Here is a 13,081-nt window from a genome sequence, read left to right as displayed (position 1 = left end):
GACTCCGCATCTCCAGGAGACTCGCCGGTCTAACGACCGAGTCATCCAGGCCGCGGAGTCCATCTAGGACCCGCGGCCTTCATTTTTGCCCGGAGAGATCCGGCCCTACCGGGCCGGCCGGCAGAGATCTAGCCCGGGGTCCTGTTCCCCCAGACGTTCACCGACGAAACGTTCATCCTTACAGGACACAGGAGACAACCGTGCGCCTCACTGCGCTCCTCGACACACTCCCCCAGGGCGGCTCGGGCCCCTGGGACCCGCCTCAACACCCCGCCACGAGCGGGACCGGTTCGGACTCGGCGGAGTTCAACCGGCTGATGGACACACTGCTCCCGTGCCGTACCAACGACCCGGAGCTGTGGTTCGCCGAGCACAGCACGCAGGTGGAGCAGGCCAAGGCCCTGTGCCGCACCTGCCCCCTGCAGCAGGGCTGCCTCGCCGGTGCCCTCGAGCGCAACGAGCCCTGGGGCGTCTGGGGCGGCGAGGTCTTCGTCGACGGCGCCGTGGTTGCTCGCAAGCGTGGCCGCGGTCGGCCGCGCAAGTCGGAGAACGTCGCTGCGGCCTGACCCCGGCACCCGCCGGAACCGGTCGACGTGCCAGACGCTCGGGTCACCAGAGTGACCTGAGCGTCTGACAGCACCCGGCATATCCGGCGTGGGTCAGGCTGGTAGGACCACGCACCCGCAGCGCGGGTGCGGTTCCGCCGGCCGAGCTCGGGGGAGCCCCGCCGGGAGAGAGATCTCCAGGCAAGCACCGACGGCCGCCGGCCGGTGCCCGTCCAGCTGGGCGAGCACCTGGCCGGCGGCCGTCGCCGCTGCGACCGCGGCGAGCGTCGCCTCGTGCGTCGGCTCCGCCGTCTTGCGCAGCTGGGTGGCCAGAGCCGGCCACTCGCGGTCCGCATCGGCATGGGCCAGGTCCACGCAGGTCACGCATGCCGACCGCCCGGGCCGGACGAACGGCCCCACGACCACGTCCGCCTCGCGCACCACCACCGGCAGGTGCGGCACCCCGAGGCCGAGCAGCCGCCGGTACCGCGCCGGGTGCGCGGCATGCGGCTCGGTGACCACCACGGCGTCGAGGGCCGTCGGGTCCAGTCCCATGCCGCCCGCCCCGCTGTCGTCCACCCGCACGACCACGCGCGGCGCGCGCTCCGTGAGCAGCGATCGCACCGCCTCGTCCCGCGCCTGCCCCACGTCCGCGGTGCGCAGCCCGCCCAGCCCGACGTCGGTGACCTGTACCGGCAGCGGGTCGTGAAGCAGCAGCCCGCCGACGCCCGCCGTCGCCAGGTGCAGCGCGACGGTGGTCCCCAGCCGACCGAGACCGACCACCCCGACCAGCCGTCGCGCGCGGTCAGCCAGCGTCGCGAGGCCCGCGCCGTCGCTCCGCAGCATGCCGAGCACCGTCGCGTCCGCCGCTCCGTCGGCCGGCGCGGTCACCGCTCCGACGGCCCCGGGCACCGGCACCAGTACGCCCGCCCGGAACAGAGCGGTCATGATCTCGTCCCGTCGCTCGGCGGGCACCCCGCACCGGGCGGCCGACTGCTCGACCGTCACGTGCCGGCGGGCCGCGATCTCTTCGAGCCACGCCTCCTCGGCGGGTGCGAGCCCCGACAGCACGAACGACCAGCGCGGGTCGGACCCGCACTGGATCTGGCCGCCGCCGCGGCTGAGCACCGGCGTGCCCGGCCGGAGCCGCAGGAGGGGAGGGGGCTTCATGCCCCCAACGATGCCCGACGGCGCCGGTCGCCCCCGGGGGTCGTCCACAGTTCCAGAGGTATATCCAAAGCATCGAAAGAGCCGGAAGTTCCCGTGTGCGCCCAGAGCCAAATGGACGGCGTAGATCTTGCCGATCCGGTTACGGTGACTCTATGAGCGACCAGCACCAGCCCGGCGATACTCCCCAGTCGTGGGAGGAGATGCTGCGCTCCATGCTCGGCGACGGCGCAGACGAAGTGATGGCCGAGATGCGAGAGCGCGGCATCGACCCGACCGCTCTCGGCGGACCGCCCGACCCGGTGATGATGCAGTACGCGCTGGCCCAGGTGCAGAAGATGCTCTCGGCCGAGGGCACCGGACCGGTCAACGCGGACGTCGCGCACGACGTCGCGCGGCAGGTGGCCGTGAGCGAGGGCGACCCGTCCCTGACCGGCAAGCAGGCCAAGGAGGCCACCGACGCGCTGGCCGTGGCTGAGCTCTGGCTCGACGCGGTCACCGACCTCCCGCCCGCGGGCGGGACCAGGCGGGCCTGGAACCGGTCCGAGTGGGTCGAGGCCACCCTGCCGGTGTGGAACGAGCTGGCGGCGCCCGTGGCTTCCTCCGTCTCGGAGGCGTTGGCCACCGTGCTGCGCGACCAGCTACCCGAGGGTGTCGACGACGGGGAGGCGATCCCCGGGATGCCGGCGGGCGTGCTGCACGGGCTCGGCGGCTCGATCGACCCGGCGCAGATGATGCGCCGGCTCGGTTCCGCGGTGTTCGGCATGCAGGTCGGCCAGGCCGCGGGCACGCTCTCGCACGAGGTGTTCGGCGCCACCGACGTCGGCCTGCCGCTGCTGGACAGCCCCGACACCGTGCTGCTGCCCACCAACGTGGCCGCCTTCGCGGAAGGCCTGGACGCGCCCATCGAGGAGGTCCGGCAGTTCCTCGCGGTCCGCGAGTCCGCGCACGCCCGGCTGTTCACCCACGTCCCGTGGCTGCGGTCGCACCTGCTGTCGATCGTCGAGCGCTACGCGCGCGGCATCACCATCGACCTGGACGCGCTCGAGTCACAGGTGCGCGACATCGACCTCGCCGACTCCGACGCGCTGCGCAGCGCCCTGTCGGGTGGCGTGTTCGGGCTCCAGAACACGGACGAGCAGAAGTCCGTGCTGCTCAACCTGGAGACCACGCTCGCCCTGGTGGAGGGCTGGGTCGACGAGGTCAGTGCCGTCGCCACCCTCCCGCACCTGCCGCACGCCGTCCCGCTGCGGGAGATGATCCGGCGCCGGCGCGCTGCCGGCGGGCCGGCCGAGCAGACGTTCTCGACGCTGGTCGGGCTGGAGCTGCGGCCCCGGCGGTCGCGCGACGCGGCGAGCCTGTTCTCGATCGTGGCGCGCGCACAGGGTTCCGAGGGCCGCGACGCCGTGTGGGACCACCCCGACCTGCTGCCGGGCACCCAGGATCTCGACGACCCGTCGGGTTACCTGGTACGCCGCGAGGCCGCGGAGAACGAGCACGCCGACGTCGACGCGGCGCTCAAGGAGATCTTCGGCGAGGACGAGACCGACAGCGACGCGTCCACCGGCGACGAGCCGACGGACGAGCGGCCCACGGACGGTCCCGGCGAGTCCAGGTAACCTCCCGCCTCAGGCGTCGCCTGCCTCAGCCTCCGTCGTCATCGTCGCCGTCGTCGGAGGTGATCTGGCCGGGGTCGTCCTGGGCGAAGGAAGCACCCTCCAGGAAGCCACGTGCCCGGTCGGTCCTGGGGTAGACCTCGAGGATCTTCCAGAACTCCGGGCCGTGCCCCGCGTGGAGCAGGTGCGCGAGCTCGTGCAGCAGCACGTAGTCGAGCACCCAGGACGGCATGCCCTGGACCCGGGTCGAGATCCGGATGGAACCGTCGAGGAGAGTGCACGAGCCCCAGCGCCGTCCCTGGTTCGACGACCAGCGCACGCTGGACGGCTTGGCTCGCCCGTCGAGGTATTTGACCGAGAGCTCGAGGGCCCGGTCCATCAGCTCTTGGTCGGACGGGCGGCGGCGCCGCTCCTTGTCCTCGAGCCGCGCGACCATCTTCGCCACCCACTCTCGTTCCTGAGCCCGAGAGAAGCGCGCGGGAATCGCGACGATGGTTCGTCCACCGTCGCGATATGCGCTCACCGTGGCGGTGCGACGGCGGCTCCGGCGCACCTCCACGGACGTCAGGGCGTCGTGGGCCACGGAATGACCGTAGCGTGTTATCGGCGTCACGTGGGCTCTAACACACCGTTCAAGTGGAAATTCTTTGCCCGACGGCGTACTGCTTGGCCTGGTACGAGCAGGCACCCACGTCGTCGTCGGGCTGCTCACACGGAACCTCCAGCCAAGTGAGGAATGATGGGCCGGTGACCGATATGCGCGACCACCAGCACGCCCCGCAGCCCGAGCCCTCGCCCTTCGGCGATGCGCCGGCCGCGGTCGCACCGATTACGCGCCGCACCGTGACGCTGGGCGTCTCCCTGCTGGCGACGGCCGTGCTCGCCGCCGTGGCGCTGGTGGTGCCCACGCCCTACGCGATGCGCTCGCCCGGACCCACCGAGGACACGCTGCAGCGCAACCTGATCCAGATCGACGGGGCCCGGACCTACGAGTCGACGGGCGAGCTCCGCCTGACCACGGTGTCCGTGCTGGGCGGGCCCGGCTACCCGATGCTGTCCGGGCAGGTGATCCAGGGCTGGCTCGACCCGCAGCGCTCCGTGCTCCCGGTGGAGGCGATCTTCCCCGAGGCGGTCACGAAGGAGCAGCAGCAGGAGGTGAGCCAGGCCGAGATGGTGTCGTCGCAGGAGTCGGCCACGGCGGCGGCACTGACCGAGCTCGGCTACGACGTGCCGGCCGTGCTGGACGTCGCCGGCACGGAACCGGGCTCCGGCGCCGACGGCAAGCTCGACGAGGGCGACGTCATCACGGAGTTCCAGGGCGGTCCCGTCGGCACCTACGCGGACCTCATCGACGGGCTCGCGGACACGAGCCCTGGTGACGACGTGACGCTGGGCGTACGGCGCGGTGACCGCACGATGGACGTCGACATCACCACCACGGGCAACGGGGAGCGCGCCGTGCTGGGCGTCTTCATCGACCCGCACTACGACTTCCCCGTGGACGTGTCGATCGAGATCGAGAACATCGGCGGACCGAGCGCCGGCACCATGTTCGCGCTCGGCATCATCGACAAGCTGACGCCGGAGGACGAGGCGAACGGCGAGGTCGTCGCGGGCACGGGGACCATGAGCCCCGAGGGCACGGTGGGCCCCATCGGCGGCATCGAGCAGAAGCTGTACGGGGCCGTGCGGGACGAGGCCGACTGGTTCCTGGCCCCGGCGGACAACTGTCCGCAGGTGGTCGGCAACGTGCCCGACGGTCTGAACGTGGTGCGGGTGGCGACGCTGGCCGAGGCCCGCGACGCCGTCGAGCAGATCGGGCGCGGCGAGGGCGGCGACCTCCCGACCTGCTCCTGACCGCCCGGCGTGCCATTGACCGTGTGTTGCACATCTGGAGGATGTGGGAACCTTGTGCTGGGAACCTTGAGCAGAGCCTGGCCGTTCCCTCTTGGTACGGCCCAACCATTTGATGACGTGAGGTAACGCAGTCGTGTCCTTCGCCGCAGCACCTCGTCGCCCTTCCGGCGGCGGCGCCCCTCGAGCCCGACGACGCAGTCCGCTGGGGGTGGCGGTAGTCGCGGTCGCCATCGTGATCGCAGCACTGCTTCTCCTAGCCCAGTTCTGGACCGAGGTGATGTGGTTCAGTCAGCTCGGGTTCTCCCGAGTGATCTGGACGGAGTGGGGCACGCGTGCCGCACTGTTCACCGCCGGCTTCCTGATCATGGCCGGAGCCGTGTTCTGGTCGTTCACCGCTGCCTACCGGTCTCGGCCCGTGTACGCGCCGAGCACGCCGGAACAGGCGACGCTCGACCAGTACCGCGAGGCGGTCGAGCCGCTGCGCCGGGTCGTGATGATCGCCGCACCGCTGCTCGTCGGCTTCTTCGCGGGCGTCGCGGCGTCGGCGCAGTGGCGCACCGTGCTGCTCGCGATCAACGGTGAGTCCTTCGGCCAGACCGATCCCGAGTTCAACATGGACCTCGGGTTCTTCGTCTTCACGCTGCCCATGCTGCGGTTCACGGTCGGCTTCCTCATCTCGGTCGTCGTGATCGCCGGCATCGCCGGGCTCGTCACGCACTACCTGTACGGCGGTCTCCGGGTCGGCCCCGCGGCAGCGGGCGGGCCGCGCACCACCCCCGCCGCGCGCATCCACCTGGCCGTCGTCGGCGCGGTGGGCCTGCTGCTGATCGCCGCGAACTATTGGCTGGACCGGTACTCGCTCCTGACGAACACCGGCGACCGGTTCGACGGCGCCTCCTACGCCGACGTCCACGCCGTGATCCCCGCCAAGGGCATCCTCACGGTCGTCGCGATCTTCGTCGCCGCGCTGTTCATCGTCACGGCCTTCCGTGGCGACTGGCGGCTGCCGGCCATCGGCGTCGGGCTCATGGTCGTCTCCGCCATCGCGATCGGCGGCATCTACCCCGCGGTCGTGCAGCGCTTCCAGGTGAACCCGAACGCGCAGGAGCTGGAGAGCGAGTTCATCCAGCGCAACATCGACGCGACCTTGTCGGCGTTCGGCATCGACGACGTCGAGAAGGAACAGTACGACGCCACGACCGAGGCGCAGGAAGGCGCTCTGCGGTCGGACGCCGAGACCGCCGCGTCGATCCGCCTGCTGGACCCGCAGATCGTGTCGCCGTCGTTCCGCCAGCTGCAGCAGAACAAGCAGTACTACAACTTCGACGACTCGCTGTCGGTCGACCGCTACGAGATCGACGGCGAGTCCCGCGACACCGTGATCGCGGTGCGCGAGCTGAACCTCGACGGTCTGGGCCAGGACCAGCGCAACTGGGTCAACGACCACACCGTGTACACGCACGGCTACGGGGTCGTTGCCGCGTTCGGTGAGCAGACGGGTCCGGACGGACGCCCGGCGTTCTTCGAGGGTGGCATCCCGTCCGAGGGCGCCATCAGCGAGCTCGAGGACGGGTACGAGCCGCGCATCTACTTCAGCCCGAGCACGCAGACGTACTCGATCGTGGGGGCGCCCGAGGGCACCAGGGCGTGGGAGCTCGACTACCAGGCCGACGACCAGGAGAACGGTGGCCAGGTCAACACGACCTTCACCGGTGACGCCGGGCCGAGCGTCGGTACGTTCGGGAGCAAGCTCCTGTACGCGCTGAAGTTCGGTGAGGAGCAGCTCCTGTTCTCCGACCGCGTGACGAGCGAGTCGCAGATCCTGTACGACCGGGACCCGCAGCAGCGCGTCAGCAAGGTCGCACCGTGGCTGACGCTGGACAACAAGGTCTACCCGGCGGTCGTGGACGGTCGCGTGAAGTGGATCGTCGACGCGTACACGACGACGGACGCCTACCCGTACTCGGCATCGACGCCGCTCGACGAGGCGGTGGCGGACACGCTGACCCAGCAGGCGGGTGCACCCATCGAGCTGCCCGAAGAGGTCAACTACATCCGCAACTCGGTGAAGGCCACCGTCGACGCCTACGACGGTTCGGTCGACCTGTACGCGTGGGACGCCGAGGACCCGATCCTCAAGGCCTGGACCAACGTCTTCCCGACGTCGGTCAAGCCGATGGAGGAGATCTCGGGCGACCTGATGAGCCACGTGCGCTACCCGGAGGACCTGTTCAAGGTCCAGCGCACCCTGCTCAGCCAGTACCACGTGACGGACTCCTCCGAGTTCTTCTCGGGCCAGGACTTCTGGAACAACCCGACCGACCCCACCTCGGACCAGGCGCCGCCGCCGCTGCAGCCGCCGTACTACCTGACGCTGCAGATGCCGGGGCAGGAGGATTCGGCGTTCTCGTTGACGTCCACCTTCATCCCGGGCGGTAACACGGACCGTGAGGTGCTCACCGGCTTCCTCGCCGCGGACGCGGATGCCGGCGACAAGGACGGCGAGGTGGCCGAGGACTACGGCAAGCTACGCCTGCTGGAGCTGCCACGAGATACGACGGTGCCCGGCCCTGGCCAGGTGCAGAACAACTTCGACTCCAACCCGACGATCTCCGAGCAGCTGAACATCCTGCAGATCGGCGCATCCACGGTGCGGCGCGGCAACCAGCTCACCCTGCCGATCGGTGGCGGTCTGCTGTACGTGCAGCCGGTGTACATCCAGTCGACCGGTGGCACGCAGTTCCCGCTCCTGCGCAAGGTGCTGGTGGCCTTCGGTGACAACATCGGCTTCGCCGACACGCTCGACGAGGCGCTGGACCAGGTGTTCGAAGGTGACTCGGGGGTCGAGGCCAGCGACGCGGGCACGGCCGAGGACGAAGCGCCGATCGCCCCGCCCACCGGCGAACCGGGTGCTGAGCCGACGGCCGAACCGACCGGTGAGCCGTCCGGTCAGCCCACCGACGAGGCGACCGAGGAGCCGGGCACGGGCTCCACGGCGCTGGACGCCGCGCTGCAGGAGGCGGCCACCGCCATGGAGGACGCCAACGCCGCCCAGCGTGAGGGCGACTGGGCCGCCTACGGTGAGGCGCAGGACCGCCTCCAGCAGGCGCTGGAGGACGCGATAGCGGCCGAGCAGGCGCAGGGCGGCTCGGCGGGGTAGTTCTCCCGCCGCGCGCCGAGCGTGCGGCGCGCCGCTGACGAAGGGCTCCCCGGTGGATACGCACCGGGGAGCCCTTCGTCGTTCCGCGCTTCGGTGGACCGCCGCTCGCTCAGCCGTGCCTGCGGGCCACCACCACCGAGTTGATGACGTCGTCGGTGGGGTGCACCACCTCCAGGACCTCGAAACCTGGCATCGAGGCCAGGTCCACCGGCGGGTACAGGAGGGTGCGCAGGCCGCGGGCACTGCGGGCGAGCAGCACCGCGCCAGGGCGCATGGCGCCGGCCACCTGACGCAGGATCGCGGCCTTCGCCGACGGCGTCTCACCCACCAGTGCCGCGAGGACCACCACGCCGTATCCCGTGAGGTCGGCGTCGGCGGCGTCGGCCTGCTCGAACCGGACCGTGGTGGGCCCCACCCGCTCGGTGACGCGTCGGGCGAGGGTGACCGCCATCGGGTCCCGGTCCAGGCCGACGACGGCACAGCCGAGCGTGCTGGCGTATCCCAGGGCGGTCAGCGGCAGCGGTCCGCAGCCGACCACGGCGACCGACGTCGGCGTACCGCCGGCGTGGACCAGGAGACGTGCCTCCAGGGCCGTGAGCCGGTCGTAGTTGTCGAGGTAGGGAAAGGAAGCCAGCGCGGCGCCGGAGTCGGATGCCGTGGCGATGTGCTCGGCCCAGTCGTGCTCGAGCGCGGTCTCGCCACGCGCGGAGAGGTCGCGGATGGTGCTCCTGCGCCCGTCGACCTCGGGGTGCGCCAGGATCTCGCGAGCCTGGCGGTCGGGTGCCGAGAGGACCGCCTGCACCAGCTCGCCGAAGAGTGCGTCGGTGCGGGGGCCGGGCCGCAGGTGGGGCAGTGCGGCAAGCCGATCGGTGAGGTGGACGATCCGGTCGGCGGTCAGGGTGGTATCGCTCAGCTCCGTCGTCATGGAGATGATCGTTCCACGGCCGGATCGGTTCGATCGCTTGTGACCTGCGTCTCTACCGCCCGACCTGGTTTGCGCTCGGCCACGGGGCGTGCGTAAAGTAGTGGTTACCGCCGCGGGGTGGAGCAGTTCGGTAGCTCGCTGGGCTCATAACCCAGAGGTCGTAGGTTCAAATCCTACCCCCGCTACAATGTGATGTCGCAGGACATCGGAATGGCCTGAACCTACGAATCGTAGGTTCAGGCCATTCGTCATTTCCGGGTAGGGCCGGGTGGTCGGCCGGTGCCCTGGTAGATCCGGGTCGGGTCGAGTGTGAGGTCGCGGAGGATTTCACCGGTGGCTGCGTTGATGATCCGGATGTCGAGGTCCTGGACCAAGGCCAGGACGTAGGTTCGGGCGTAGGTCTTGCCGATCCCGATCCGGTAGAGCGTGCCGTTGTGGCGCAGGGTGATGGTTCCGGCGGTCGAGACGCGGTCGTGGCGGACGCGGTCGTGGGTATCGGTGGTGCGGTCGGTGTTCGGGGTCGCCTTCGGGCGGGCCTGGTAGGCGGTGGCCGGGGTCTGGCGGTGCGGCAGTGACCGGTGTGGGCGCCGGTGGTTGTACTCGTCGACGAAGGTGTCGATCAGTGTTTGCAGCTCTGTGGTCGTCGTCGGCTGGATCGGCTGGGCGCGGAGCCATTTCTTCATCGTCTGCTGGAAGCGTTCGACCTTGCCCTGGGTGGTGGGGTGGTTCGGGCGGCCGTTCTTCTGGACGATGTTCAGGCGGCGTAGCTCGTGCTGGAGGTGGTTGCGTCCACCGCGGCCGCCGGCGTAGCGGACGGTGTAGACCATGCCGTTGTCGGTCAGCACCGAAGCGGGGTGTCCGTGCTGCTCACAGGCCTTGCGGAACGTGTGCAGCACGACGGGTGCGGTGACGCGCTGGTGAGCGCTGGCGTGCAGCACGTAGCGGGAGTGGTCGTCCAGCCAGGTGATGATCTCGGCGTCGGTGCCGGGAGTGCCGTCGGGTCGGGTGAGCCGGTAGTGGGTGAAGTCGGACTGCCAGGTCTCGTTCGGCTGGTCGGCCTGGAATCGGAGGTAGGAGGACCGGGGGCGTTTCCTGGGTTCGGGGGTGATGGTGCCTTCGCGGGTCAGGATCCGGTGGACGGTGGCCCGGGAGACGGTGGTCTGGTGGTGGTGGGTCAGGTGCCACACGATCGTGTCGGCGCCGGCGTCCAGGCCCTGCTCGGTCAGACGCTTGCGTAGTCGCAGGATCTCGTCGACGACAGCGGGCGGGGTCGCGCTGGGTGTGGTGTGCGGTCGGCGCGACCGGGTCTCGAAGGCGGCGTCACCCTCGGCCGCGTAGCGGGCCATGAGTCGTGAGACCCAGCCCTGCGAGACGCCGTAGCGGCGGGCGGTCTCGGACTGCGACGAACCGGCCAGCACGGCCGTGATCACGAGCTTCCTGATGGACATGACCGGGGTGTACCGGCCGCGGGATGCCGATGTCTTGAGACAGGCCTATTCCGATGACCCGAGACACCCCATTCCGATGTCCTGAGATCACACACTACCCCCGCTACAAAACGAAGGCCCGGAACCATTTGGTTCCGGGCCTTCGCCTTTCCCGGAGGGCTCCGCCGCCCCGAGCGTCCCATGGTCTGAGAGGGGGATCAGGAGGCCGTGGATGGCCTCCTCCGAGGCGGCTTGGATTGCATCATGACCGCTTCGAAGAATGTGTCGTCAGTGCCCGAGCGGGCCGTCAATCTCGCGGCTGCCCGAGACCGCCACGGCGTCCGCGTCGACGCCATGCTGCAGGCGCTCCACGAGGGGGACCCTCTCGCCGACACCGTCATCGTCGAGTTCGACGAGCTCGGCCGGTCCGCCCGCGCCGCGCTCCAACGGGGTCTCGCCGAGGGGCGGGCGAGGGTTCCGGACGTCCCGCCGGGCATCGACGCGCTGCTCGCCCAGGTCGAGGCCGTGCCTGGCTGGTTCTCGCCCGAGCTGCTGGACGACGGGGACCGGACGTCGCTCGCCGTGCCGCCGCACTGGCGCGGCCTGGCCTTTGCGGGAGGGTCGCTCGCCCACACCTACAGGTCGCCGGCGATCGCGAGGCTGCTCGTCGGTACCGGCCGGCTGACCTCGACGGCGCCACGCCGACTGGCCGAGACCGGGCTGTGGAACGCCTCGGCCGTCCTGCCCGGCGGTCTGCGGCGCGGCGCTCCGGGGTATGTGCAGACCGTGCAGGTCCGGCTGCTGCACGCGCGCGTGCGGGCGTCGGCCATGGCGCACGGCTGGGACGCCGACACGTGGGGCGTACCGATCAACCAGGCCGACGTCGCGCGCACCTGGCTGGACTTCACCGTGGTGCCGTTCAGGTTCCTGGAGGGCGTCGGCTACCGGCTGACCGCGGACGAACAGTCCCGCCTGTACCGCTACTGGTGGTACGTGGGTCACCTGCTGGGCCTGGACGAGAAGTTCTTCCTCGGCATCGAGGACCACGAGCAGGCCGGCGAGCTCCTCGATCTGCTCGACTCGACGTCCGCCGCGCCGGACGAGAACAGCAGGGCGCTCGTCGGTGCGCTGTTCGACGCGGCAACCACCAACCTCGCCGCTGTGCCGCAGTCGCCGTTGAACGCGTCGGGCTGGCGCGACCTGCTGAACGCCCTGGCCGGCCGATACCACGGCGAGGCCGCCCCTGCGCTCGGCATCGAGGAGTCGCCCGTCTCGGCCGTGCTACCGCTGCTCGCGGTGGGGGAGGCGAAGGCACGTCGCTACCAGCTGCAGGTTCCCGGGGCCGTGCAGGAGGCCGTCGAGGACGGCACCCGTGCGTTCCACGGCGTCATCGCAGCCCTCGGCGGCGCCAGTGCCGCCTACCAGGACGACGTCGCGGCCTCGTGAGTCGCCTACAGGCGCTCTGAGTAGAAGGCGGCCAGCCGTTCGACGGCGGCGTCGACGTACTCGGGCTCGTCGTACATCTCGTAGTGGCCGGCGCCCTCGATCACCATGAGGTCGACCGGGTCGGGTGCCAGCTTCCAGAGCCGCAAGCCGGACTCGTAGGAGCCGGTGCTGCCGATGCGTCCGGCCAGGATGACCTGCAGGGGCTGGGTCATGAGCTGGTCGACCAGGTGGTACGCGTCGTAGCCGAGGAGCAGCGGGTCGCCGCGAGAGAGGCGGCGGTTCGTCGAGTGCTCGCTGCGGCCACGCTCGGTCCGGTAGTACGTGACGGCCTGGATCGTGTCGATGTCGGTGATGCCGGCAGCGGCCGCCTCCTCCAGCGTGTCGGGCAGCCAGTTCTCGCGGGTCAGCTCCCCGGTGCGGGTCTCGTCGGTCCGGGCGTCGGTCATGGCGTCGAGCGCGGCCGCCGGGCCGTCCGGCTGGAAGGCGCGGAAGGCGGTGCCGATGTCGCTCGGGACGACCGTGCCGACCGCCTTGATGCGGTGGTCGGTGCGGGCCGTGTGTACCGCGTAGCTCCCACCGGCGCAGATGCCGAGAACGCCGATGCGGTCCGGGTCGATGCCGGGGACCGTGCTGAGCGCGTCGATCGCGACGGAGATGTCCTCGCCGCGGCGGTACGGGTCCTCGAGGTCGCGCGGTTCGCCGCCGCTCCGGCCCTGGTGGGCGGGGTCGAACACGAGCGCGGCGATGCCCCTTGCCGCGAGGCGGGAGGCGTAGTTCCCGCCGATCTGCTCCTTCACGCTGCTGCCCGGCGTCGAGAGCACCACGGCGCGCAGCGGCGCTGCCTCGCCCCCGACGTCGGGCAGGTGGAGGTCCGCCGCGAGCTCGATCGGCCCGCGCGGGATGGTGAGGTGTTGAAGCATCTGTGGCGCCCTTCACGT

Annotated in this window: 10 protein-coding genes and 1 tRNA gene; 6 read left to right on the top strand and 5 right to left on the bottom strand. The window is 70.6% G+C overall.

Annotated features, from left to right (window positions below; translation table 11 throughout):
* Positions 1–200: 200 nt before the first annotated feature.
* Positions 201–566 carry a WhiB family transcriptional regulator gene (locus tag ACFSL2_RS12575; RefSeq protein WP_377198187.1) on the top strand — a complete coding sequence of 122 codons (366 nt, stop codon included), beginning with the start codon at positions 201–203 and terminating at the stop codon, positions 564–566.
* A gap of 93 nt (positions 567–659) precedes the next feature.
* On the opposite strand, the gene ACFSL2_RS12570 is transcribed toward ACFSL2_RS12575, so the two are convergent.
* A complete protein-coding gene (locus tag ACFSL2_RS12570; RefSeq protein WP_377198186.1) occupies positions 660–1,715 on the bottom strand; it encodes a ThiF family adenylyltransferase in 1,056 nt (351 codons plus the stop codon).
* A 152-nt stretch (positions 1,716–1,867) separates the two neighbouring features.
* Between ACFSL2_RS12570 and ACFSL2_RS12565 the strand changes: the two genes are divergently transcribed.
* Positions 1,868–3,331, top strand: a complete 1,464-nt coding sequence (locus ACFSL2_RS12565) for a zinc-dependent metalloprotease (RefSeq protein WP_377198185.1) — start codon at positions 1,868–1,870, stop codon at positions 3,329–3,331.
* A 25-nt stretch (positions 3,332–3,356) separates the two neighbouring features.
* On the opposite strand, the gene ACFSL2_RS12560 is transcribed toward ACFSL2_RS12565, so the two are convergent.
* The gene (locus tag ACFSL2_RS12560) at positions 3,357–3,911 is read right to left on the bottom strand and encodes a SprT-like domain-containing protein (RefSeq protein ID WP_377198184.1); all 555 of its coding nucleotides are present in this window, start codon (positions 3,909–3,911) and stop codon (positions 3,357–3,359) included.
* Between the two features lie 173 nt (positions 3,912–4,084).
* Between ACFSL2_RS12560 and ACFSL2_RS12555 the strand changes: the two genes are divergently transcribed.
* Positions 4,085–5,185 (top strand): YlbL family protein, encoded by a 1,101-nt coding sequence (locus ACFSL2_RS12555; protein WP_377200819.1) that lies wholly within the window; start codon positions 4,085–4,087, stop codon positions 5,183–5,185.
* 133 nt (positions 5,186–5,318) lie between these two features.
* On the top strand, positions 5,319–8,345 hold the full coding sequence (locus tag ACFSL2_RS12550; RefSeq protein WP_377198183.1) for a UPF0182 family membrane protein: 3,027 nt from the start codon (positions 5,319–5,321) through the stop codon (positions 8,343–8,345).
* Positions 8,346–8,454: 109 nt separating this feature from the next.
* On the opposite strand, the gene ACFSL2_RS12545 is transcribed toward ACFSL2_RS12550, so the two are convergent.
* A complete protein-coding gene (locus ACFSL2_RS12545; RefSeq protein WP_377198182.1) occupies positions 8,455–9,270 on the bottom strand; it encodes a nicotianamine synthase family protein in 816 nt (271 codons plus the stop codon).
* Positions 9,271–9,381: 111 nt separating this feature from the next.
* Here ACFSL2_RS12545 and ACFSL2_RS12540 point away from each other — a divergent pair.
* A tRNA-Met gene (locus ACFSL2_RS12540) sits at positions 9,382–9,455 on the top strand.
* A gap of 63 nt (positions 9,456–9,518) precedes the next feature.
* Here ACFSL2_RS12540 and ACFSL2_RS12535 read toward each other — a convergent pair.
* Positions 9,519–10,718 (bottom strand): IS481 family transposase, encoded by a 1,200-nt coding sequence (locus tag ACFSL2_RS12535; protein WP_377198181.1) that lies wholly within the window; start codon positions 10,716–10,718, stop codon positions 9,519–9,521.
* 243 nt (positions 10,719–10,961) lie between these two features.
* Between ACFSL2_RS12535 and ACFSL2_RS12530 the strand changes: the two genes are divergently transcribed.
* A complete protein-coding gene (locus ACFSL2_RS12530; RefSeq protein WP_377198180.1) occupies positions 10,962–12,143 on the top strand; it encodes an oxygenase MpaB family protein in 1,182 nt (393 codons plus the stop codon).
* Between the two features lie 5 nt (positions 12,144–12,148).
* Here the strand turns inward: ACFSL2_RS12530 and ACFSL2_RS12525 are convergent, their stop codons facing one another.
* Positions 12,149–13,063 (bottom strand): alpha/beta hydrolase, encoded by a 915-nt coding sequence (locus ACFSL2_RS12525; protein WP_377198179.1) that lies wholly within the window; start codon positions 13,061–13,063, stop codon positions 12,149–12,151.
* Positions 13,064–13,081 lie beyond the last annotated feature (18 nt).

Origin of the sequence: Promicromonospora aerolata, from assembly GCF_042682255.1 — a bacterium.
Taxonomy (GTDB): Bacteria; Actinomycetota; Actinomycetes; order Actinomycetales; family Cellulomonadaceae; genus Promicromonospora; species Promicromonospora aerolata.
The sequence above is the reverse complement of the archived record's forward strand: the minus strand, read 5'-3'. Positions and strand labels throughout refer to the sequence as shown.